We start from the raw sequence: 23,497 nt of genomic DNA, 5'->3' as shown, positions 1-23,497 counted from the left end.
GACGTCGCCTAACATTGGTTTCGCAGAGAGCAGGCACGATCCAGCATTGCCTGCAGCTTGCGTTGCTGACGTCGTGCGGCCTTGACATCAACCGGTCCAATCGATTCTCCGTAGTTGCCCGGCGTAATGGTCGCGGTTTCCAGTTTCTTCAGTTTGCGTGCGGCAATCGCGAGCATTTCCGTACCCAGCCCCAGCCGGCGCATGTGATCCTGGATCCTGCTGACGATGACCGTGTCCGGGGAATTCCCCGCGCGGCCGCTGGGAATCGCAAGCAGCATTCCGACATTCAACGAATCCAGGTTGCGCAGGTTCGGAAGCGGACCCTCGAAGATCTTCGCCCAGGCGAAGTTCAACAATCCGACCTGCAGTGGAATTCCACGCATGACGCGTTCCTTCACCGGGTCCGAGAGCATGACTTCCTGCTCGATCCGACTGATCTTGCCCGCAGAATGCAGGCCGTCCGCCAGTTCCCTCAGGCGCTTCTCGTCGATCGCCCTATCCCACGTCATCTTGAGCGATTCGCTCATGCGAGGCATGCCGAGCGACTTCTCGCAGAAGCGCGCAAAGCGCCGGCCGACCGACTGCGATCCCAATGCCCACGCGAGACGCAGCATCGGCACGGACGCCCACTGCCGGAAATAGTTGATCCAGCCGTGATTGTCGGGGTGGTTGAAGTTGCGTTCGAGATCGAGGTCGACGTACACGGATTCGATGAGCTGGATGACTTCCTGCGCGAAATAGAAACACGCCCGGAACTCCTCGGTTTTCCGGGGGAGCGCGTTCGGAGACGACACATCGCCTCCGACGGCATGCGCCCAGCCGCGATACAGGGAGGCATCCATGCATTTGAGCTCGCTCGTGCGACGCTGGCGTTCCAGCAAACGCGACAGTGCGGCGCTGTGCTTCGAGAATCGCAACGCGATGGCATCCGACGGCTCGAACAATCGATGCTCGAGTTCGACCAGCAATTCTTCCTTTATCCCGTCATGGTGGAGGTTCAGTTCGCTGAGTCCGCGATTTTCGGCGCGAATGGGCAGGTCGCCCGGCTGTTCCATGCGCGTCAGTCCGCAAAGGCGCCTGCCCGCGATGTAGCCCAATTGGCGATACGCCTCGAACTGGTGTTCGTCGAAGAATTGATCCGAGGTCGACTCGTGCGGGAAACTCGGATGCGCTGCGGCGTAGTGCGCGATATCCGCCGTTTCGTTCCCCAGCAACGAAGGTTTTAGATAGACGATCAAGCCGGTTTCGTCGTTCGCATACTTGATCTTGCCGAGCGTCGCGAACCGGCGCGAGTAACCACGCTTGTCCGGGCGCATGAGCGAGACATCGATATCGATGCTGGCGCCAAGGTCGACGCGGCACTTGTGGATTGCGTTCCCCAGGCTTTCAAAGTCGCGGTCGGGGTCGGCGGATGCATCGACCGCAAGGATGAATCGACACCGGCGTCGAACCAGTTCATAGATCCCGAGGTTCTCGAAGTGTCCGCCGTCCGAGACGTACGTGTGCGGAGCGTCGGCCGCGCTCCTGCTGAAAAGCTCATAGAGCACCTTGTTGACCAGGATGCGCCGCATCTGGGCAAGGAACCCGGTGTTTCCATTGCGGTTCGCAACCCACCAGCCAAGGCGCGCATTGAACAACGTCAACAGGAACGCTACCGCGGGCGAGCTGTGATAACCCATTTGAGGGCTGACGGCCGCGCCTGAAATGGAAATCGCGGTGCCGAGCGTTACCGTCTGCGTCAGGGGCTGCGGGCCGTCCGCGAACGCGCCGAGCATTTGCTGCTCTTCCTCGGAAGCCTTGTCTCCCTCGCGCTTGTCGGGGGAAGGCCAGCGATCACCCAATGCACCTTTTCTTCCAGGCAGCGGAACGTGTCCGCAATGTCGCGGCGAGAAGATGAAAGACGCAGCACGACGATCCTGCCAGTCCAGGTCGCGCGTCGACATCAGGTTGGCGGCCGAACACACCAGGGGATACAGCGGCCGATCGGTCGCGTTCGGCTCGCCGGGCCCACCGTGGATGCTTGCGAGGTCCTTCAGCCAGATGTCGTCTTCCGTATCGACACCGATATCCGGATCCGGCCTGCGCTGATTGCGCGAGGGGGCGAGGTAGCAACGGACGAGTCGATTTCGATAGAAGCCGTTCATGCTGAACTCGTTGTCGTCGATCAGGACGCGCATGACCGACAACACGACAGCGATGAGAAGAAACTTTCCGGCGATCTGCGGCCACATCGCCGGCAACAGTTTGTCAGTCAAGTCCTGAAGCTCGTCGTATCCGCGCGAGTTGAGGCCGAGCATCAACACCTCCCCCAGCTTGACGCTCAGCACGAGAGCGCCGGCGACCATGGCCACGGGTGCCAGGCCGATCACGAGATTCTTGGCGTGGGTTCGCCAGGTCACGCGCCCCGGCGCGGCGACTCTGTCGAAATAGGCCGCGTAGGCGCCCAGCGCACCCCACACAACGGGTGCGACGGCCGCGATCTGCGTGATCCACGGCGAGTCCTGGTCGATGTTGAGAAGCGGGGGGCCGTAGGCAATCACTACGGCAGGAAGCGAAATGGTGAAGAGGACGAACAGTCCGATTCGCCCCAGCAACCTTGCCCACCGTTCGCGAGGAACGCGATCTTCCTCTCGAGTGAGCGTCAATCCCACGTACAACAAGCTGGCGCAGAAGAAGACAAGGAACACGATCGGCGCCCCAAACACCAGCACGCCCCATTCTTTAGGCCACCGGACGAACGACCCGTAGTTCCACTGGATGGCCCACAACCCGGCAGCTGCCAACACAGCGCACAAGGCTGCAATCACAACGTGAAGCGTCAGCTTTCGCCCACGGCCATGCTTGCGCTTCTTGCGGAACAGCCAAAGCAATACCCAAGTCAGCTGCGCTGCGATGAAAGCGGCGGCAATGGCAACGACCCCGATCGGGATGCCCGTGGGAGCGATTGCTGGAGCAACGAGGGAAGCAACGATGGGGTCGAAGAGGGAAATCGGAACCGTCGTCAGTGATCCGGGCCTGCTTGGAAATGCAAGACAGGCAACGAGAAAGATTCCAAGCGTCAGGAGCAATGGCGGTGCGTACTGCGCCGATGCGGTCGACCGATGCACCTGCGAGTTCTCCGCAGCTGCGTCGGCGGCCATCTGGTCCAGGCCGCGAATCGCCATGGCAACGGACGCGCAGATGCTTGCCAGGGCCAGCGTCCCGTAACTGGGCGTCAGTTGCGATGCTGCCAGGAAGGTTGCGTAGGGGATCGCCAGCGCAAGGAGAAACCAACCCACGAGTTGCAGCTGCGTCAACAGCATGTTGCCGATGAACGTGGTGATCAGCGTGACGCGATCCGCCGACAGGCGTCCCTTGTTCGGCGTCAGGTAATTGCTGTACGCGCGCAGCTCGCGGATCGTCTGGCCTCGCGGCTTGTCGTTGCAACGTTTGCTGTCGCGGGGACCGTTGCGCGCGGGATCGAGCTCGTCGATCGTGTGTTCCAAGCCATGATGCTTGAGCAGGCCCTGCAGGAACGCGCCGATGTAGCCGCCACCGGAGACGGTCGAAAGGTAGTGGAATCCTCCAAGCCAACGTTGGTTCGCCAGGGCCTGCAGTACGCCCAGTGCAAACGTCGCGCTGCGGATGCCGCCTCCGGAAAGCGCGAGGCCCCACGCTCGGACTTTCGACGAGTCGCCAGATTGCTTGCCGAGGATGCATTCCAGTTCGCGCGCGCGAAGCTCATCGTTGGGGTCGGTCGATCCTTCCGCATCGATCGAGATATCGAGCCCAACTGGGCTGTACTGCGCTGAGCTCTTGGTGTGCGCCGTATCGTTCATGGCAACCTCGCAGCACAGGAACACGAGGGCCAACGCGAATGCGTTCGGATTCGCGGCCATCACGCACGCGAATCCAACGCATCATCATGGAATTTGGTGAGCGACGTTCACCAAGACCCCGGAATTCACGCGGTCTGCTTGGCCGTCTTGCGCGCAAGCATCGGCTTTTCGACCAGATGCCACGACAACATCGCGAGCGGCAACGTGATCGCCGAGGCCCAAGCGAAAACGAACAGCGGACCCTGCGTGGGGAACGATGCGATCAGCGCCTGCTGCACCGGGAAGGCGTAGATGTACAAGCCGTAGGAGTAGTCGCCGACGCTGTTGAACCTGCGGATCCATCCGCCGGGCACGTACGCCAGCCACAGCACGATGTACGCGATGGTCGGCGGATACACCCAGAAGAAATACGTCGGCATCGCCACGCCGGCGAGCAGCACGAACGCCATCGCGGCGAACAGTGCGGGGTGCATCGGGATGCGCGCGCGGAAGATCCAGAACGCCGCGCCGCAGAAGAACATGAAGAACAGGCGGAAGTCGCCCCAGGTGGGGTTGCCCGTTTCGTGCGCCCACCAGAATCCGGCGAGCATCAGCGCGGTGCCGATGACCACGACGCGGGTGAACAGCTTGAACGCGTCGGACTTCGAGACCTTCGCCGCAAGCCACCACGCGAGCACCAGCGTGATGTAGCAGTACAACTCGAACTTCAGCGTCCACAGCGACCCGTTGACCACGCGGTCGATCGGGTTGTCCGGGAACATGCCTTCCAGTCGGAACTTCAGTCCGGCCAGCACCGTGGCGTTCTTGACGAGGAACTTCCACGTCTCGCTCTCGGTGAAGTACTCGCCGAGCGGCAGCGTCGTGAACCACGGCCCGAGCACGAAGGTGAGCAGGCACGACATCACGATCAGCGCAGGGAAGATGCGCAAGGCGCGCGCGCGAAGGAACTGTCTGACGTCGCCGAGTCGCAGCAGGCTCGCCGTCACCAGGAAACCGCTGGTGACGAAGAACACATCCACCGCGACGCCGGCCGGCGTGTAGCGGAGGAAGTCGATCCACGGCTCCCATTCGATCGACAACGCGTAGCTGTGGCTCCACAGCACCGCGAACGCCGCCAGGAACCGGACGAGGTTGAAGTTGTTGTCGCGCCCGGTGGCGTAATCGGACAACCGCATTGCGTTCGACTGCAGCGTGTTCGACCGCAGTGCGTCAGCCCAGGCGGGCACGTTGCGCGGCGAGCGCATCGCGTTGTGCGGTCCAGTCGGTGAGTCGCTGTCGTTCCTGCTCGACGACGGCTGCGGGGGCGTTTTGCACGAAGGTGTCACTGGCGAGTTTGTTCGTCGACTTGGCCAGCTCACCTTCGACGCGCTTGAGTTCCTTGTCCAGCCGCGCGCGTTCGGCGCCGAGGTCGACGAGCCCCTCGAGCGGGACGAACAACTTCATCTCGCCCACGAGGGCACCGGCGGCCGCCGGCGGTTCACCGTTGAGCACGTCGATGCGTTCGATGCGGTTGAGGAAGCGCAGCTGCGAGTCGAAGCGACCCATGCGCTTGCACTCGATCTCGCCGCCGCCCTGCACGAGCAACGCGATCTGCTTCGCGGGCGACACGCCGAGTTCGCTGCGGATGCGGCGCAATGCGCTCACCATCGCCTTCAGCCATTCGATGTCGCCTTCGGCCTGCGCGAAGTCGCCGGTGTTGTCGCCGGCCTCCGGATACGCCTGCAGCGAGATCGTCGACGCGTCGATCGACAACCGCGGCGCCACCGAACGCCACAGCTGCTCCGTCACGAACGGCACGAGCGGATGCAGCAGGCGCAGCAACGATTCGAGCACGTGCAGCAGCGTGTGGCGCGTGCTGTCCGCGGCGGCGGCGTCGCTGCCGTTCAATGCGGGCTTGGCGAGTTCGACGAACCAATCGCAGAACTCGTTCCAGGCGAACTCGTACAACGCCTGCGACAACAGGTCGAAGCGGTACGACGCGAAGTGCTCGGCGGCCTGCACCGTCGTTTCCTCGAGGCGCGCGAGGATCCACTTTTCGGCGTCGGTGACGGGCGCAGGCTTGCCGCTGAACGTCTTGCCCTCGGTGTTCATCAACACGAAGCGCGTGGCGTTCCACAACTTGTTGCAGAAATTCTTGTAGCCCTCGGCGCGGCCGAGGTCGAACTTGATGTCGCGGCCCGGTCCCGCGAGCGCGGCCATCGTGAAGCGCAGCGGATCCGCGCCGTGCGCGGCGATGCCGTCGGGGAATTCCTTGCGCGTGGCCTTCTCGATCTTCTCGGCCATCTTCGGCTGCATCAGGCCGGTGGTGCGCTTGGCGACCAGCGAGTCGATCGCGATGCCGTCGATGATGTCGAGCGGGTCGAGGATGTTGCCCTTCGACTTCGACATCTTCTGGCCGTCCTTGTCGCGGACCAGGCCCGTGATGTAGACGTCGCGGAACGGCACGCGCCCGGTGAAGTGGTCGGTCGCCATGATCATGCGTGCGACCCAGAAGAAGATGATGTCGAAGCCGGTGACGAGCACCGACGATGGCACGTAACGGTCGTAACCGAGCTGCGCCATCTTCGCTTCGTCCGGCCAGCCCATCGTGCTGATCGGCCACAACTGCGAGGAGAACCAGGTCTCCAGCACGTCGTTGTCCTGCGTGAGCGCGACGTCGCTGCCGAGCGCGTGCTTCGCGCGCACTTCGTCTTCGCTGCGGCCGACGTAGCAGGTGCCGCTCGCGGCGTCGTACCACGCGGGAATGCGATGGCCCCACCACAGCTGGCGGCTGATGCACCAATCCTGGATGTTCTCCATCCAGTGGCGATAGGTGTTGATCCAATTCGGCGGAACGAACTGCACGTCGCCCTTCTCAACGAGCTCCATGCCGCGCTTCGCGAGGCCGTCCATCTTCACGAACCACTGGTCCGTGAGATACGGCTCGATCACCTGGCCCGTGCGATCGCCGCGCGGCACCTGCAGCTTGTGCGGCTTCGTCTCGACCAGCAGCTCCTGCGCTTCGAGATCGGCGAGCACGGCCTTGCGCGCGACGTAGCGATCGAGGTCGCGGTACTTCTCCGGCACGTGCTCGTTGGTGACCGCGTCCGGCGTGAAAATGTTGATCAGCGGCAACGCGTGGCGCTGGCCGACGAGGTAATCGTTGAAATCGTGTGCGGGGGTGACCTTCACCACGCCCGTGCCGAATTCGCGGTCCACGTACGCGTCCGCGATGATCGGAATCTCGCGATCGGTCAGCGGCAGCTTCACCGCCTTGCCGATGAGGTGCGCGTAACGATCGTCTTCCGGATGCACCATCACGGCGGTGTCGCCGAGCATGGTTTCCGGGCGCGTGGTCGCGACGACGAGCGTGCCGCTGCCGTCGGCGAGTGGATAGGAGATCGACCACAGGTGGCCGTCTTCTTCCTCGTTGACGACTTCGAGGTCGGAGATCGCGGTCTTCAGCACCGGATCCCAGTTGACCAGGCGCTTGCCGCGATAGACCAGGCCGTCTTCGTGCAGGCGGACGAACGATTCGATCACCGCGTCGGCGGCCATCGGATCCATCGTGAACATGCTGCGCGACCAGTCGCCCGACGCACCGAGGCGTCGCATTTGGCGTTCGATGGTGTGGCCGCTCTGTTCGCGCCACTCCCACACCTTGTCGATGAAGCCCGCGCGGCCGAGGCCGTCGCGCGTCAGTCCTTCGCGTGCGAGATTGCGCGCGACCACCATTTCCGTCGCGATGCCCGCGTGGTCGGTGCCCATCTGCCACAGCGCGTCGAAACCGTGCATGCGGTGGTAGCGGATCAACGCATCCTGCAGCGTGTGCTGGAACGCGTGGCCCATGTGCAGCGTGCCGGTGACGTTCGGCGGCGGCAGCAGCACGACGTACGGCGTGCCTTCACCGCGCGGCTTGAAAACGCCGCCGTCCTCCCACTCCGCGTACAGACGCGATTCGAAAGCGGAGGGGTCGTAGCTGGGGGCGAGGATGGGGGTTTCGTCGCTCATCGGATCACATGTCGTGCTTGTTCACTTCGAAGCCGCGCGCCTGGTACGCCTTCCAGCGTTCGCGCAACGGCCCGCGGGCGTTCTCGTCGGCGGGCACCACTTCCAGGACGCGTTCGACCGCGCCTTCGACCGCGCCGTCGCGGAGATTGATCACGATCGGACGCAGCGGCGCGTCGACGTCGGGCGCCGCGATCAACACCGCGGCCTCGTCCTCGTCGATGTCCGCTCCGGCGATCTGGTGCGGGATGTAGGCGTCCTCGCCCATGTCCCACAGCATGTCGTCGAGCATTTCCGCCTGCTGCGCATCGCGCGCGAGGATCAGCGTCCACGTGCCGGCGTCGTGCGCCTTGCGCGCGAGTTCGCACACCAGGCGCAGCGGCTCCGCGCGGAAACGCGGCTTGGCGATCAGGTAGAAATCCGCGCGCGGCATCAGGCCGCGCGATCCAGCAACCATTGCGAGAGCAGGCCGACCGGACGACCGGTGGCCATGCCGCGCTTGCCTTCATCGTTCGCCACGCCCGCGATGTCCAGGTGCGCCCAGCGCTGGCCTTCGGTGAAGCGCGCGAGGAAGCAGCCCGCGGTGATCGCGCCGGCCCAGCGGCCGCCGATGTTGTAGACGTCGGCGAAGCTCGACTCGAGCAGCGACTGGTATTCGTCCCACAGCGGCAGGCGCCACGCGCGATCGAACGTGGTCTCGCCCGCGGCGATCAGTTCGTTCGACAGGTCGTCGTGCTTGCTCATCAGGCCGGTCGCGTACTTGCCGAGCGCGATGACGCACGCGCCGGTAAGCGTGGCGACGTCCACCATCGCCTGCGGTTCGAAGCGCTGCGCCCAGGTGAGCGCGTCGCACAGGATCAGGCGGCCTTCGGCGTCGGTGTTGCCCACTTCGATGGTCTTGCCTGACATCGACGTGATGACGTCGGACGGGCGATAGCTGTTGCCGTCGGGCATGTTCTCGACGGCCGGCACGACGACGACGAGGTTGATCGGCAACTGCATGCCGACCGCGGCGACGAAGGTGCCCATCACCGTCGCGGCGCCGCACATGTCGTACTTCATTTCCTCGATGCCGCCCTGCGTCTTCAGGTTGATGCCGCCGGTATCGAAGGTGATGCCCTTGCCGACGAGGACGTAGGGCTTGGCGTCGCCGCCATTGTTCCACTTCATCGCGATCAGCTTCGGCTCGTTGGCCGAGCCCTGCGCGACGGCGAGCAGCGAGCCCATGCCGAGTTCGGCCATCGCATCGCGGCCGAGCACTTCGCATTCGGCCTGCGGGAAGCGCGCGGTGAACTCCTGCGCCTGCGCGGCGAGGTACGACGGATTGCAGATGTTCGGCGGCAGGTTGCCGAGTTCGCGCGAGAACGCGACGCCCGCGGCGATCGCCTTGCCCTGCGCGAGCGCCTGCGCGTCGTCGCCGGCGATGGCCATCGACGCCAGGCCCGTTTCGTCGCGCTTCTTGTTCTTCGCGCCGAGCGTGGCGGTGTAGCGATAGCACGCGTGCGCGGCGGCGATCACGGCCTGGCGGATGTTCCAGGCGGCGTCGCGGTCCTTCACGGGAATCTCGGACAGCGTGAACAGTGCCGAGCCGACCGGGCCGGTGCGCAGCGCACGCGCGGCGTCGCCGACGGCCTTGAGGTATTGGGCGGCGCCGAACTTGTCGCGATCGCCGAGGCCGATCACCAGCACGCGCGGCGCGGCGACGTTCGCAAGATCGTGCAGCAGGGCGACGCGGCCGATCTTGCCGCTGGCATCGCCGCGCGCGATCAATGCTGCGATGCGACCGCCGCTGGCTTCATCGATCGCCTGCGCCGAAGGGGCCAGGCTGGCGTCGGCGAATGCGCCGACGATGACGCAATCGGTCGCCGTGTTCGCGGCGGCCGCGGAGTTCAACGTGAATTCGAGGGACATCGCACCGGTTCCTTTTCCGTACAATCGCGGGGCCTTCATGCCGCGCGGCCGGAAATCCCGGCGAACGAAGGCGGAATTCTAGAGCAACGAGGCCCGATGCCGAAGCTGGACCGCTATCTCACGCGCGAATTCGCCCAGTCGGTGCTGGCCGCGTTCGTGGTTCTCGGCCTGATCAGCCTCGGCGGCGTCTTCGCGGACCTCCTCAGCGAGATCGCCCGCGGCCGCGTCCCCGCCGGGCTGGTGCTGTCGCAGCTGGGCCTGCGCCTGGTCAATTTCCTGCCGATCCTGCTGCCGCTGTCGCTGATGCTCGGCCTGCTGCTGGCCATCGGCCGGCTGTACCGGGATTCGGAGATGCCGGTGCTGGCCTCGGTCGGCATCGGGCCCGGCCGCCTGTTGCGTCCCCTGATGATGGTCGTGCTGCCGGCCGTGGTGGTCGTGGCGATCTGCTCGCTGTGGCTCGGCCCGGCCGCGCAGCGCCTGGGCGACCGGATGGTGTGGGAAGCCAACCGCAACCTCGTCATCACGGGCCTTGAGCCCGGCAAGTTCATCGCGCTGCCGAACAACGGCGGCGTCATCTATGTCGGCGCGATGTCGCCCGACGGCACGCGCTTCTCGCGCATGTTCGTGCATCGCGCCTCCGGCAACCGCATCGATGTCAGCACGTCGATGACCGGCGCGTTGTCGCTCGATGCGGACGGCTCGCGCTACCTGAAGCTGGAAGAAGGCTTCCGCGTCGAAGGCCCCGCCGTGGCTGGCCGCGATTTCCGCCTGATGCGCTACGCGAGCAACGAACTGCGCCTGCCCGACATCGAAGGCAAGCGCGCCGCCGACGATCCGGTCGTGCTGCCCACGCCCGACCTGCTCGGCGACGCGCGTCCCGAAGCAGCCGCGCAACTGCATTGGCGCATCGCGCCGCCGCTGCTGACGCTCGCGTTCGCGCTGATCGCCGTGCCGCTCGCGCGCGCCGCGCCGCGCCAGGCGCGTTACGGGCGCGTGCTCGTCGCCTTCCTCGGTTATCTCGTCGGCATGAACCTCACCGTCCTCGGCACGCAATGGATCGAAGAGGGCAGGGTGCCGGCGGCCGCGGGCCTGTGGTGGCTGCTGGTGCCGCTGCTCGCGTTCGCGGCGTGGCTGTACATGCGCGACGGCAGCATGAAGCGCCCGCGCGCGCCGAAGGCCGCGGCATGACGCCGTTCCCGAAACTGCACGACCTCTACATCGGTCGCGTCGTGCTCGGCACGGTGCTCGCGACATGGGCGATCGTGCTCGGCCTGGATCTCGTGCAGACGCTGTTGATCAGCGAGTTGTCCGACATCGGCCAGGGCCGTTACGGCTTCATGGAAGCGCTGGTGTATGTCGCCTACACCGCGCCGCGCCGCGCGTACGGGTTGTTCCCGACCGCCGCCGTGGTCGGTGCGCTGATGGGCCTGGGCCAGCTCGCCGCGAGTTCCGAACTCACCGCGTTGCGCGCGCTCGGTCTCTCGCGTCGCCGCCTGAGCGGCGCGGTCGCGCTCGCACTCGCAACGCTCACGCTGTTGATGGTGGTGAACGGCGAAACGCTCGCGCCGTGGGCGCAGCGCCAGGCCGACACGCTCAAGGCGCAGGCGCGTTCGAACAACATGATCCTCGCGCAATATGCCGGCGTGTGGGCGCGCGAAGGCGACATGTTCCTCAACGCGTCGGGCGGCCAGCAACGTTCGGCCAACGGCGACCAGTGGCTCGAGTTGCAGAACATCGACCTGTACCAGTTCGACGACCAGGGTCGCCTCGCGTCGATCGCCAAGGCCGCGGTCGCCGAACATCGCCCGTCGGGCTGGGTGTTGCGCAACGTCGTGCGCACGCGTTTCGGCGAGCGGTCGGTGCAACAGGAAACGGTGCCGGTCGAACGCTGGAAGACGCAGCTCGACGACGCCGCGCTCGCCGCGAGCGTGACGCGTCCGCGCTACCTGCCTTCGCGCGAACTGCGCAGCAGCATCGAGTATTTCCGGCGCAACAACCTGGATGCCGGCGAGTTCGAGGAGATCTACTGGAGCCGCTGGTTCTATCCGATCAACGTGCTCGCGCTGTGCCTGGCGGCGGTGCCGTTCGCATTCGGCTCGCTGCGCAGCGGCGGGCTGGGCAAGCGCCTGTTCATCGGCATCGTGTTCGCGCTGGGCTTCTGGATGTTGCAGACGCTGTTCGGCAACCTCGCGAAGGCCTTCCACCTCGACGTGCGGATCGCGTTGCTGTTGCCGCTCGCGGTGATGATGGGTGTGTCGGCGGTGTTGTTCCGCAGGCGCAGCGGCTGATCGATCGGCCTGCTTTGGATCAGCGTTTGGGTTCGCGCAGCAGGCGCGTGCCGCTCGCGCGGTCGTGCCAGGCCAGGCGATCGCGATCGATCCACGCCCACCAGAACCCGAGGCCCGCGGCGAGCAGCGACACCGTGCCGACCGCGAAGCGCACGCAGAGCGCGCGCATTGACGGCGTGCCGCCGTTCGCCGCGACCACGCGCAATCGCCACGGGCGCATCCCGAGCGTCTGTCCGCCGCGGCGCCAGCTGAGCACGGCGTAGGCGCCCGCGATCGCGAAACACAGCGCCCACAGCAGCCACTGCAACGGGCTGAAAGGGGCGATGTTCTGGTGCGGATCGTGGTGGCCGAGGAAGGTGAAGGCCACGGTGAATCCCGCCGAGGCGAGGAACCACAGCGCGAGCACCGGCAACGCGTCGTAGAGCAGTGCGAGCAGGCGCCAGGACACCAGCGCGCGGGGTTTTTCGGTCGGGGTCGCCATCCGGCAAGGATACGTCGGATAAGCTGGACCGCATGCCGTCCTCGCCCACCCAGCGCCGCGCGATCGCCATGCAGCGCGCGCCCGTGCCCGAGGCGGATGCGAAGGCGATCGCCGATTTCCTCGATGCGCTGTGGGCCGAGTCCGGCGTCGCGCAGGCCACGCTCGACAGTTATCGCCGCGATCTCGAAGGCTATGCGCGCTGGCGCGAAGGGCGGGGCGGCGGCCTGCCGGGCGCGGATCGCGCGGCGTTGTTCGACTATTTCGCCGAGCGCACGCACGACGGGTATTCGCCACGCAGCAACTCGCGCCTGCTCTCGACGCTGCGCGCGTTCTACGCGCATTGCGTGCGGCGTCGCGAACGCGAAGACGATCCGACCGCATTGATCGATCCGCCGCGCCTGCCGCGTTCGTTGCCGAAAGCCTTGTCGGAATCGGAGATCGATGCGCTGCTCGCCGCGCCCGCCGTCGACGATCCGATCGGCCTGCGCGATCGCGCGATGTTCGAATTGATGTACGCGTGCGGCCTGCGCGTGAGCGAGCTGTGCCTGCTGCCGGCGACCGGGCTCAACCTGCGCCAGGGCGTCCTGCGCGTGATGGGCAAGGGCAGCAAGGAGCGGATGGTGCCGCTCGGCGAGGAAGCGCAGCACTGGTTGCAGCGGTATCTCGCCGAATCGCGGCCAAAGATCGCCGGCAAGCGGGCGCTCGCGCCATTGTTCCTCGAGCACAGCGGCGAAGCGCCGACCCGCCAGCGCTTCTGGCTGCTGGTGAAGCAGTATGCGAGTGCGGCCGGCATCGACCCGCGGCGCATCAGCCCGCACGGCTTGCGCCACAGTTTCGCGACCCACCTGCTCAATCGCGGCGCCGACCTGCGCGCGCTGCAGATGCTGCTCGGCCACAGTTCACTTTCGACCACGCAGATCTACACGCTCGTGGCCCGCGAACACCTGCAGAAGCTGCATGCCCGCCATCATCCGCGAGGGTGAATACGCCAGCCGGAGACCAATCCGTGACCAGCGGTACTGGCCTTGGCGCGGGGAAGTGACAGAATCCGCTGCCCCAGCTCCGGATGTCCGAATGAAGCGCCTGACCCTCAGTCTCCTTTGCGTCGCCCTCAGCCTGTCCGCCTGCGCGCAGGACGGCCCGCCGTCGGTGGCCGCGAAGCCCGGCGCCAAGTCGACGGCCCCGGCGAAGGAGCCGAAGGCGATCGAGCCCTTCGTCAAGGCGGGCACGCCCGAAGCGCGCGCGCGCGACGCCGTGCGCCGCATCAATTCGCAGATCCCGATCGATTACGTCGGCGCCGCGCCGTTCCCGGGCTTCCGCGCCGTGGTGGCGGGCGGCCAGCTCGTCTACATCAGCGACGACGGCAAGTATTTGGTGCAGGGCAACGCATCGAACACGCTGACCGGCGAGGACCTCAGCTCGGAAACGATGAACGCCGTGCGCCGCAAGCTGGTCGCGACGATCCCCGCGAAGGACCGCATCGTCTTCGCGCCGCCGAACCCGAAGTACACCGTCACCATCTTCACCGACGTCGAATGCGGCTACTGCCGCAAGTTCCATGGCCAGATCGCCGACGTGAACAAGCAGGGCATCGCGGTCGAATACCTCGCGTTCCCGCGCATGGGCCTGGGCAGCCCGGACCACCAGAAGATGGTCGACGTGTGGTGCGCGGCCGATCGCAAGAAGGCACTGACCGACGCCAAGAGCGACCGCCCGGTGCCGAGCAAGAGTTGCACCAACCCGGTAACGATGGAATACGACGTCGGCCAGCGCGTCGGCCTCACCGGCACCCCGATGATCCTCGCGCCCGACGGCACGACGCTCGGCGGCTACCTCACCCCGCAGCAGCTGCGCGCGGCGCTGGACAAGCTTTCGGCCGGGAAATCGGTCGGCCGGTCGAACGCGACCGACCCGTCGACGGGCCGGGGCGGGGCCGGGGGCCGCTGACCTAGTAGAATGCCGGGCCCGATCCCACGGTCCCGGCCTCAAATGATCGTCCTGGAGGGCCTGCCGGCCCTGTCGCCGTTCCGTCGCGAACGGCTCGAAGCCCGCCTTCGGGCGGTGGCCCCCGCGCTGCGCATCTCCGGTGCCTGGTTCACCTACTGGATCGAACCGGCGCGCGACGCCGCGCAGATCGATCGCGCCGCGCTGCACCGCATCCTCGAAGCGGGCGACGCGATGGCGCCGCGCGACGGCGACGCGGTCTCGCGTTTCGTACTGCCGCGCCTGGGCACGATCTCGCCGTGGGCGAGCAAGGCCACCGAACTCCTGCACGGCGCCGGCCTCGACGTGAAGCGCGTCGAACGCGGCCTGCGCATCGACCTCGCGGGCTGGCCCGCCGATGCCGCCACGCAGTCGGCGGTCGCGAAGCTGCTGCACGATCCGATGACGCAATCGATCGTCGCCGAGCGCGATGCCGGCGCCGCGATGTTCGCCACGCCCGCGCGCAGCGAACTCGAGATCGTGCCGGTGTCGACGCTCGATGCCGCGAACGCGCGCCTCGGCCTCGCGCTGGCGACCGACGAAGTCGAATACCTCGAACAGCGTTACACCGAACTCGCGCGCGACCCGCACGACGTCGAGCTGATGATGTTCGCGCAGGCGAACTCCGAGCACTGCCGCCACAAGATCTTCAACGCCTCGTGGTCGATCGACAACCGCAACATGCTGATGAACAGCGCGCAGGCGAGCGGCCAGGTCGCCTCGCTGTTCAAGATGATCAAGCACACGCACGCGCGCACGCCGCAGTTCACGCTGTCGGCATACAGCGACAACGCGGCGGTGGTCGAGGGCACTTCGAGCGTCGAACGTTTCCGCCCGCATCCGCACACCTTCGAATATCGCAGCGAGCCCGCCGCGCCCGGCGCGTTCTGCATCAAGGTCGAAACGCACAACCACCCGACCGCGATCTCGCCGTTCCCCGGCGCGTCGACCGGCGCGGGCGGTGAAATCCGCGACGAAGGCGCGACCGGTCGCGGCGGTCGCCCGAAGGCCGGCTTGTGCGGCTTCTCGGTCTCGCACCTGCGCATCCCGACGCTGCCGCAACCGTGGGAAATGCCGCGCGCGCTGAATCCGCGCATGGCGCCCGCCCTGGAAATCATGACCGACGGTCCGCTCGGCGCGGCCGCGTTCAACAACGAATTCGGCCGGCCGAACCTCAACGGTTACTTCCGCACCTTCGAACTCAACGAAGGCGACGGCCTCGTGCGCGCCTACGACAAGCCGATCATGCTCGCCGGCGGCCTCGGCGCGATGGATCGCGACATGGTCGAAAAGCGCCCGCTGTCGCCGGGCGACGCGGTGATCGTGCTCGGCGGTCCGGCGATGCTGATCGGCCTCGGCGGCGGCGCCGCGAGTTCGGTCGCTTCGGGCGAAAGCGCCGAAGACCTCGACTTCGCCTCCGTGCAGCGCGACAACCCCGAGATGGAGCGTCGTGCGCAGGAAGTGATCGACCGCTGCGTCGCGCTGCGCGAAGACAATCCGATCCTGTCGATCCACGACGTGGGCGCGGGCGGTCTGTCGAACGCGATCCCCGAGTTGCTGCACGACTCCGGCGTCGGCGGCATCATCGACCTCGACCGCATCCCGACCGACGACCCGTCGCTGTCGCCGATGCAGTTGTGGTGCAACGAATCGCAGGAACGCTACGTGCTCGGCATCGCGCCGGACCGCGTCGCGGAATTCGCCGCGCTGTGCCTGCGCGAGCGTTGCCCGTTCGCCGTCGTCGGTCATGCGACCGCGGAAGAACGCCTCGTCGTCGCGCACGGCGCCACGCTGGAACACCTGCCGGATGATCGCGCGATCGACCTGCCGATGGATGTCCTCTTCGGCAAGGCGCCGAAGATGCATCGCGACACGTCGACGCCGCCCGCGCCGCGCTGGCCCGAGATCGCGACGACCACGCTCGACCTGCACGACGTCGCGCTGCGCGTGCTCGCGCATCCGACCGTCGCGTCCAAGCAATTCCTGATCACGATCGGCGACCGCACCGTCGGCGGCCTCACCGCGCGCGACCAGATGGTCGGTCCGTGGCAGGTGCCGGTCGCGGACTGCGCGATCACGCTCGCCGATTTCGCGGGCTTCGGCGGCGAAGCGATGGCCATCGGCGAACGCACGCCGCTCGCATTGCTCGACGCCTCCGCCGCGGCGCGCATGGCCGTCGGCGAAGCGATCACCAACCTGTGCGCGGCGCCGGTCGCCTCGCTCGATCGCATCAAGTTGTCCGCGAACTGGATGGCCGCCGCCGGACACCCCGGCGAAGACGCGAAGCTGTTCGACGCGGTGCGCGCGGTCGGCCTGGGCCTCGCGCCCGAGCTCGACCTGAGCATCCCGGTCGGCAAGGACTCGCTGTCGATGCAGGCGCAGTGGACCAGCGACGGCGTGCAGCAGAAGTCGGTGTCGCCCGTGTCGCTGATCGTGTCCGCGTTCGCGCCGGTCGACGACGTGCGCCAGCAGCTCACGCCGCTGCTGACGCGCGACGCGGAGACCGAGCTGTGGCTGATCGGCCTCGGCGCGGGCAAGCAGCGCATGGGCGGTTCGATCCTCGCGCAGTGCCATCCGCATTCCGGCGTCGGCGCGACCAATGCGCTGCCCGCGTTCGCGGGCGCGGTGCCGGATCTCGACGATCCGCAGCGCCTGCGCGCGTTCTTCGAGCTGATCCGCGACGCGCGCGAGGCCGGCGTGCTGCAGGCCTACCACGACCGTTCCGACGGCGGCGCGTTCGCGGCGCTGTGCGAAATGGCGTTCGCATCGCACCTCGGCCTCGACATCTCGCTCGACGGTTGGGGCGAGGATCCGTTCCGCACGCTGTTCAACGAAGAACTCGGCGCGCTCGTGCAGATCACCGCGGAAGATCGCGCGGAGTTCGCCGACCTCGTCGCGCGCCACGGCCTGATCGATTGCGCGCAGCGCATCGCGCGTCCGACCACCGCCGCCTGCGTGCGCGTGTTGCGCGAAGGCGCGGTGCTGACCGAATGGCGCTGGGACGAACTGTTCGACGCCTGGTGGTCGGTCACGCACCAGATGCAGCGCCTGCGCGACAACCCCGAGTGCGCCGACGAAGAACACGCCACCGCGCGTCGCTTCGACGCGCCCGGCCTGCAGCCGCGCATTCCGTTCGATGCGAGCGAAGACATCGCCGCGCCGTACATCAACACCGGCGTGCGTCCGCGCGTGGCGATCCTGCGCGAGCAGGGCGTCAACAGCCAGGTGGAAACCGCGTACGGCTTCGACCGCGCGGGCTTCGCCGCGATCGACGTGCACATGAGCGACCTCATCGCGGGCCGCGCGCGGCTGGAAGACTTCGCGGGCGTCGTTGCCTGCGGCGGCTTCAGCTACGGCGACGTGCTCGGCGCGGGTCGCGGCTGGGCGACGTCGATCCTCGAGCGCAACGACCTGCGCGATGCGTTCGCGAAGTTCTTCGCGCGCGAAGACACGTTCGCGCTCGGCGTGTGCAACGGCTGCCAGATGATGGCGCAACTGAAGGACATCATCCCCGGCGCCGAACACTGGCCGCGTTTCCTGCGCAACCGTGGCGAACAGTACGAAGCGCGCCTGGCGCTGCTCGAAGTCGCGCAGTCGCCGTCGCTGTTCCTGCAGGACATGGCGGGCGCGCGCATCCCGGTCGCGGTCGCGCACGGCGAAGGCCGCGCCGCGTTCGCGGACGAGGCCGATGCGAAGCAGGCGCTCGTCGCGCTGCGTTACATCGATGGCGAAGGCAAGCCGGCGGCGTTGTATCCGGCGAATCCGAACGGTTCGCCCGATGCGATCGCGGGCCTGACCACGCGCGATGGCCGCGCCACCATCCTGATGCCGCATCCGGAACGCACGCTGCGCACCGCGAATTACAGCTGGGCGCCGCGCAACTGGCCGGACGACGGCCCGTGGATGCGCATCTTCCGCAACGCGCGAAAGTGGGTCGGCTGATTCCGATCTGCCTGATGTCGATCGGCGCGCAGTGCCGGTGAAAGAGAAAGGGCCCGCGATGCGGGCCCTTCCTCTTTTGCGCACCTGGGGAGTTGCGCCTTACTTCCTGAACGTGAAGTTCGCCGATTGCGTCTTGCCGTCCGCGAACGTCAGTTGCAGCTGGCGGCACGTGCCCGCCCACGCCTTGTCGGTCTTCCAGACGTAGTGGTACTCGCCGTTGGTCTGGTACTGCAGGCTGCTGTTGCCCGCAGTCACCGTTTCTTCGACGGTGTCCTGCAAGGTGTTGTTCGCGCAGCTCATCACCTGCACGCGCGGGTAACCGGCGGTGAAGATGTTCATGCCCTGGTTGCCGCCGAGCGAGAACTTCACCGGGATCGCCTGGCCGGCCTGCACCACGTTCGCGACCGGCAGGTTGTCGACCGGGCGGAAGAAGCCGGAGAAGTTGTAGCTGACGATGACCTGGAAGGTGCTGGTCGCGGTGTTGTCGCGACTGTCCTTCGCGGTGCAGGTGATGGTGTTCGAGCCGACGTTGAACCACGAACCTGACGCGGGCAGGCAGTTCACCGCGACATCGCCGTCGACGATGTCGGTGGCCGTCGGTTTCGCGTAGGCAACGTTTGCGCCGGAGTTCGCGCTCGCCGTTGCGTTGACGGGGTCGTGCGAAGCGATGTTCGGCGGCGTCGTGTCCTCCACCTTGACGGTGAAGCTGCCTGCAGCGTCGTTGCCCGAGTCGTCGGTCGCAGTGCAATCCACCGTCGTGTCGCCGAGGGCGAACGTGCTGCCCGACGCCGGCACGCAGACGATGTCCACGCTGGTGTCGACGAGATCGGTGGCGGTCGGCGCGAACGTCGCCGTCGCGCCGGCGGGCGAAGTGGCTTCCTTCGTGATGTCGCCGGGCATCGTGAGCGACGGCGCGGTGGTGTCTTCCACCGTGATCGAGAACGACGCGTGGCCCGTGTTGCCGGCGCCATCCGTCGCGGAGCACGCCACCGTGTGCGAGCCCAGCGCGAACGTGCTGCCGGACGCCGGCAAGCACGTCGTCGCGACGCTGCCGCTGACGAGGTCCAGGGCCGACGCCGCGAACGTCACGACCTTGCCGCCGGGAATATCCGCCTCGATGGTCATGTCGTCGGGGACGTCGACGACCGGCGGCGTCGTGTCTTCGACGGTCACCTTGAAACTGCCGTTCGCGGTGTTGCCGGCGACGTCGGTCGCGGAGCAGTTCACCGTCGTGTCGCCGAGGTCGAACTGCGAGCCCGAGGCGGGCGCGCAGGTCACGTCGACGTCGCCGTCGACGATGTCCGACGCCGTCGCGACGAAGGAGACGATCGCGCCCGCGGAGGAGGTCGCTTCCGCCGTGATGTCGTCGGGCAGCGAAAGCGTCGGCGGCGTCGTGTCTTCGACGATCACCGAGAACGACGCGCTGCCCGTGTTACCGGCCTTGTCGGTCGCCGAGCAGGTCACGCCGTTGGTGCCGAGCGCGAAGGTGCTGCCGGACGGCGGGACGCACGTCGTGTCGACGTCGCCGTCGACGATGTCCGTCGCGCTCGCGTCGAACGTCGCCACCGCGCCTGCCGACGAGGTGGCTTCGAGCGTGATGTCGTCCGGCACGGTGACCTCGGGCGCGGTCTTGTCGTGGATCGTCACCGTGAACGACTCGGTGGCCGCGGCATTGCCCGCGGTATCGGTCGCATCGCAGTCGACGATCGTCGATCCGAGCGGGAAAGTCGAACCCGATGGCGGATCGCACGTGGCGACCAGGTCGACGTCGACGACGTCGAACGTCTGTGGCGCATCGAATGTCACCACGCGCCCGGCCGGGCCCGTCGCTTCCATCGCGATGTCGTTCTGCGGCGCGATGACCGGCTTCGTCGTGTCCTGCACGAGCACGTCGAAGCTGGTCTCGTTGCCGTTGTGGTTCGCGTCTTCGACCGCGCACTCCACCGTGGTGGCAGGGCCGATCCCGAACAGCCAGCCCGACGGCGGCAAGCAAACGATCGCGTCGCTGACGTCGCCTTCGACGTTGTCGATCGCGGCGAGGCCGTCGTAGAACACGTTCGCACCGTCGGGCCCCGTGGCTTCCTCGGTGCGATCTTCGTCGCCGGAGAACACCGGTGCGGTGACGTCCTCGATGAAGATCGCGCACGAGGCGGTCGTGTGCAGGTTGCCGCTGTCGGTGACCCGCAGTTCGAACTCGATGTAGCCCGCTTCGCCGGTGCCGAGCACGGGCGCATTGAAAGTCACGGTCTCGCCGGTTTCGTTGCCGACGTCGATGTTCGGCGGGCCCTGCAACTGGCTCCAGCGGTAATGCAGCATCGTGCCGCCCGCATCGTCTTCGTAGTCTTTCGAATCGCTGCCGTCGAGCGTCACGCTCGCACCCTCGTTCACCGTGAGCGGGCAGTGCAGCGAGGCGAACGGGCTGTCGTTGGCGAACAGCACGTTCACCACGACGGTGGTCTCGTCGAACAGGCTGCCGGTATCGGTCACGCGCAACTTGAAGGTGAGCGTTGCGCCCTCGGGATTGGTGAGGTTGGGCGCGACGAACGTCGGCTGTGCGGCGCTCGCGTCGGAGAGCGTCACCGACGGGCCGCCGGTCTGCGTCCACGCGTAGGTGAGCTGATTGTTCTCGGGATCGGTGGAGCCCGAGCCGTCGAGCGTGACCGTCACGCCTTCACTTGCGATCGGCGGATTCGCCGATGCGATCGCGGTCGGCTTCGTGTTGGTCGGCGGCGCGGTGAGATCCTTGATCAGGATCGTGCCGGTCGTGAAATGCGTCTGCCCGCTGCAACCGGTGACAGTCAGACGGATCACCATCTGCCGGTCGCCCGTCACTTGCGGCGCGACGAACGACGGCGAGGCGACGTTGGCGTTGGGATTCCAGGTGACCGGTCCCGGGCCGGAGTCGACCGACCATTGGTACGTCAGGTTCGTGCCTTTCGACGAGTTGCCGCTCGGCGTGACGTTGCCGCCTTCGTTGACCGTCTGGGCCAGTGACTGGATGCGCGCCTCGGGCGGGCACTGACCCGGAGGTGGCCCCCCCTGCGCGAAGACCGGCGAAGCGGCGAAGCCGCCCGCCAAACAGACAGCGACGACGAGGATGCCGCGCAGCCGCGCGGGCACGTTCCGGGTGTACATGGGGTCCCCCTGTAGGACTTGGTGTGCTGCGTTCGAGCAAACGGCACCGAAATGCCAACTCGGTCACAGTCTGCCGACGCGTGCGGCGCAGCATCGTCAACGTCCGGCACCGGCCGAACGGCGTTCCGCCACCGCCGGTCGGCGCGCCGGGGCTCATGAAGGCTCTGCTACAGTCGGCGCCCGGGTCACGGAATGGCCCCCCGTCGCGCGGAACGAGGACCATGAACGCCATCGTCGACACCACGCCAGAGGGGGATGGCATCGAAACCGCGGCCGACGAGCGCATCGTCGCCGCCCTGGTCGAACGCGGCCGCCTGAAGGACGCCGACCTCGCCCGGGCCCGCCGACTGCAGGAAGAAACCGGCGGCAGCCTGCTGGGCCTGCTCGCCCGCCTCGGCCTCGTGTCGGAGCGCGACCACGCCGAAACCGCCTCCGCCGTGCTGGGCCTGCCGCTCGCCAGCGCGAAGGACGCACCCGAATTGCCGCCGGAAACGAACGCGCTGTCGCCCAAGTTCATGAAGCAGTTCCACGTCGTCCCGGTCGCCGAGCGCGACAACGTGCTCGACGTGCTGGTCGCCGATCCGCAGGACCTGTATGCGATGGACGCCGTGCGTCTGGCCACCGGCCGCGACGTGCGCGCGAGCATCGCGCTGCGTTCGGAGATCGACGACCTGATCGAACGCTGGCACGGCCAGGGTCGCAGCGCGATGGGCGCGATCATCGAAACCGCCGAAGGCGAAAGCGGCGACGTCGACGATGTCGAACACCTGCGCGACCTCGCGTCCGAAGCGCCGGTCATCCGCCTGGTGAACCTGGTCATCCAGCGCGCCGTCGAGTTGCGCGCGTCGGACATCCACATCGAACCGTTCGAGAACCGCCTGAAGGTGCGCTACCGCATCGACGGCGTGCTCGAGGAAGCCGAAAGCCCGCCGGCCAATCTCACGGCCGCGATCATTTCGCGCATCAAGATCATGGCGAAGCTCAACATCGCCGAGCGTCGCCTGCCGCAGGACGGCCGCATCATGCTGCGCGTGCAGGGCAAGGAACTCGACCTGCGCGTGAGCACGGTGCCGACCTCGCACGGCGAAAGCGTCGTGATGCGCTTGCTCGATCGCGAAACGGTGGTGTTCGACTTCCACCGCCTCGGTTTCACGGACGAGTTCCTGCCGCAGTTCCGGCACGTGCTCGAACAACCGCACGGGATCCTGCTCGTCACCGGTCCGACCGGTTCGGGCAAGACGACCACGCTGTACACGGCGCTGAGCAAGCTCAACACCAGCGACGTCAAGATCATCACCGTCGAGGATCCGGTCGAATACCAGATCGAAGGCATCAACCAGATCCAGGCCAAGCCGCAGATCGGGCTCGACTTCGCGCATGCGTTGCGTTCGATCGTGCGCCAGGATCCGGACATCATCATGATCGGCGAAATGCGCGACCTCGAGACCGCGCGCATCGCGATCCAGTCCGCGCTCACCGGCCACCTCGTGCTGTCGACGCTGCACACGAACAACGCGGCCGGCGGCATCACCCGACTGCTCGACATGGGCGTGGAGGATTACCTGCTGACCTCGACGGTCAACGGCATCCTCGCGCAGCGCCTCGTGCGCCGGCTGCACACGGAAAGCGCGGAGCGTTATCCGGCGTCGCCGGAGGAAATCGAGAAGTTCGGCCTGCGGCGCTACCAGCCGACCGGCGAGATCTTCCTTTATCGCCCGCAACCTTCGGACGTTTCGTCGACCGGATACCTCGGCCGCACGACGATCATGGAGTTCCTCGTGATGAACGACGAATTGCGCCGCGCCGTCATGCGCCATGCCGGCATGGGCGAGATCGAACAACTCGCACGCCAGGCCGGCATGCGCACCATGTACGAAGACGGCCTCGCCAAGGCGCTCGCGGGCGTCACCACCATCGAAGAAGTCCTGCGCGTCACCGAAGACGCCTGATCG

The 23,497-nt window shown here is 66.8% G+C and carries 13 protein-coding genes; 6 read left to right on the top strand and 7 right to left on the bottom strand.

Annotation, left to right across the window (positions count from 1 at the left end; translation table 11 throughout):
* Nucleotides 1-8: 8 nt before the first annotated feature.
* The 5 genes from LK996_RS05715 to LK996_RS05695 form a co-directional block, all read right to left on the bottom strand.
* Nucleotides 9-3,878, bottom strand: coding sequence for a patatin-like phospholipase family protein (locus tag LK996_RS05715; RefSeq protein ID WP_230526161.1), 3,870 nt, complete (start codon nucleotides 3,876-3,878; stop codon nucleotides 9-11).
* Between the two features lie 65 nt (nucleotides 3,879-3,943).
* Nucleotides 3,944-5,044 carry an acyltransferase family protein gene (locus LK996_RS05710; protein ID WP_230526160.1) on the bottom strand — a complete coding sequence of 367 codons (1,101 nt, stop codon included), beginning with the start codon at nucleotides 5,042-5,044 and terminating at the stop codon, nucleotides 3,944-3,946.
* Entirely contained in the window at nucleotides 5,028-7,808 is a 2,781-nt protein-coding gene (locus tag LK996_RS05705) for a valine--tRNA ligase (RefSeq protein ID WP_230526159.1), read from the bottom strand. Before LK996_RS05705 ends, LK996_RS05710 begins: the two co-directional genes overlap by 17 nt.
* Before the next feature lie 4 nt (nucleotides 7,809-7,812).
* Nucleotides 7,813-8,238, bottom strand: coding sequence for a DNA polymerase III subunit chi (locus LK996_RS05700; RefSeq protein WP_230526850.1), 426 nt, complete (start codon nucleotides 8,236-8,238; stop codon nucleotides 7,813-7,815).
* Nucleotides 8,238-9,716, bottom strand: a complete 1,479-nt coding sequence (locus LK996_RS05695; RefSeq protein WP_230526158.1) for a leucyl aminopeptidase — start codon at nucleotides 9,714-9,716, stop codon at nucleotides 8,238-8,240. The genes LK996_RS05700 and LK996_RS05695 overlap by 1 nt, the downstream gene beginning before the upstream one ends.
* A gap of 96 nt (nucleotides 9,717-9,812) precedes the next feature.
* Here LK996_RS05695 and lptF point away from each other — a divergent pair, with 96 nt between their 5' ends.
* Together lptF and lptG are read left to right on the top strand one after the other, a co-directional pair.
* Nucleotides 9,813-10,904, top strand: a complete 1,092-nt coding sequence (lptF, locus tag LK996_RS05690; protein ID WP_230526157.1) for an LPS export ABC transporter permease LptF — start codon at nucleotides 9,813-9,815, stop codon at nucleotides 10,902-10,904.
* A complete protein-coding gene (gene lptG, locus LK996_RS05685; protein ID WP_230526156.1) occupies nucleotides 10,901-12,004 on the top strand; it encodes an LPS export ABC transporter permease LptG in 1,104 nt (367 codons plus the stop codon). The genes lptF and lptG overlap by 4 nt, the downstream gene beginning before the upstream one ends.
* Before the next feature lie 19 nt (nucleotides 12,005-12,023).
* Here lptG and LK996_RS05680 read toward each other — a convergent pair whose 3' ends face one another.
* Nucleotides 12,024-12,485 carry an RDD family protein gene (locus LK996_RS05680; protein ID WP_230526155.1) on the bottom strand — a complete coding sequence of 154 codons (462 nt, stop codon included), beginning with the start codon at nucleotides 12,483-12,485 and terminating at the stop codon, nucleotides 12,024-12,026.
* Nucleotides 12,486-12,517: 32 nt separating this feature from the next.
* Here LK996_RS05680 and xerD point away from each other — a divergent pair, with 32 nt between their 5' ends.
* The 3 genes from xerD (at nucleotide 12,518) to purL (ending at nucleotide 18,410) form a co-directional block, all read left to right on the top strand.
* Nucleotides 12,518-13,468: a site-specific tyrosine recombinase XerD gene (gene xerD, locus LK996_RS05675; RefSeq protein WP_425493708.1), complete on the top strand. Its 951-nt coding sequence runs from the start codon at nucleotides 12,518-12,520 to the stop codon at nucleotides 13,466-13,468.
* Nucleotides 13,469-13,559: 91 nt separating this feature from the next.
* A complete protein-coding gene (locus tag LK996_RS05670; RefSeq protein WP_230526154.1) occupies nucleotides 13,560-14,432 on the top strand; it encodes a DsbC family protein in 873 nt (290 codons plus the stop codon).
* Nucleotides 14,433-14,474: 42 nt separating this feature from the next.
* Nucleotides 14,475-18,410, top strand: a complete 3,936-nt coding sequence (purL, locus tag LK996_RS05665) for a phosphoribosylformylglycinamidine synthase (protein WP_230526153.1) — start codon at nucleotides 14,475-14,477, stop codon at nucleotides 18,408-18,410.
* A gap of 99 nt (nucleotides 18,411-18,509) precedes the next feature.
* Here the strand turns inward: purL and LK996_RS05660 are convergent, their stop codons facing one another.
* Nucleotides 18,510-21,545 (bottom strand): HYR domain-containing protein, encoded by a 3,036-nt coding sequence (locus LK996_RS05660; RefSeq protein ID WP_230526152.1) that lies wholly within the window; start codon nucleotides 21,543-21,545, stop codon nucleotides 18,510-18,512.
* A 221-nt stretch (nucleotides 21,546-21,766) separates the two neighbouring features.
* Here LK996_RS05660 and gspE point away from each other — a divergent pair, with 221 nt between their 5' ends.
* Entirely contained in the window at nucleotides 21,767-23,494 is a 1,728-nt protein-coding gene (gene gspE, locus LK996_RS05655) for a type II secretion system ATPase GspE (protein ID WP_230526151.1), read from the top strand.
* The last annotated feature ends 3 nt before the right edge of the window (nucleotides 23,495-23,497 follow it).

Source organism: Noviluteimonas lactosilytica (assembly GCF_020866925.1).
GTDB classification, from domain to species: domain Bacteria; phylum Pseudomonadota; class Gammaproteobacteria; order Xanthomonadales; family Xanthomonadaceae; genus Noviluteimonas; species Noviluteimonas lactosilytica.
Note: the sequence above shows the minus strand (reverse complement) of the source record. Positions and strands in the feature narration are given on the sequence as shown.

Bases quoted from the DNA above. Each gene is read 5' to 3' on its own strand.
- LK996_RS05715 (WP_230526161.1), bottom strand. From the start codon at position 3,878: ATGGCCGCGAATCCGAACGCATTCGCGTTGGCCCTCGTGTTCCTGTGC.
- LK996_RS05705 (WP_230526159.1), bottom strand. From the start codon at position 7,808: ATGAGCGACGAAACCCCCATCCTCGCCCCCAGCTACGACCCCTCCGCT.
- LK996_RS05700 (WP_230526850.1), bottom strand. From the start codon at position 8,238: ATGCCGCGCGCGGATTTCTACCTGATCGCCAAGCCGCGTTTCCGCGCG.
- LK996_RS05695 (WP_230526158.1), bottom strand. From the start codon at position 9,716: ATGTCCCTCGAATTCACGTTGAACTCCGCGGCCGCCGCGAACACGGCG.
- lptF (WP_230526157.1), top strand. From the start codon at position 9,813: ATGCCGAAGCTGGACCGCTATCTCACGCGCGAATTCGCCCAGTCGGTG.
- lptG (WP_230526156.1), top strand. From the start codon at position 10,901: ATGACGCCGTTCCCGAAACTGCACGACCTCTACATCGGTCGCGTCGTG.
- LK996_RS05680 (WP_230526155.1), bottom strand. From the start codon at position 12,485: ATGGCGACCCCGACCGAAAAACCCCGCGCGCTGGTGTCCTGGCGCCTG.
- xerD (WP_425493708.1), top strand. From the start codon at position 12,518: ATGCCGTCCTCGCCCACCCAGCGCCGCGCGATCGCCATGCAGCGCGCG.
- LK996_RS05670 (WP_230526154.1), top strand. From the start codon at position 13,560: ATGAAGCGCCTGACCCTCAGTCTCCTTTGCGTCGCCCTCAGCCTGTCC.
- purL (WP_230526153.1), top strand. From the start codon at position 14,475: ATGATCGTCCTGGAGGGCCTGCCGGCCCTGTCGCCGTTCCGTCGCGAA.
- LK996_RS05660 (WP_230526152.1), bottom strand. From the start codon at position 21,545: ATGTACACCCGGAACGTGCCCGCGCGGCTGCGCGGCATCCTCGTCGTC.
- gspE (WP_230526151.1), top strand. From the start codon at position 21,767: ATGAACGCCATCGTCGACACCACGCCAGAGGGGGATGGCATCGAAACC.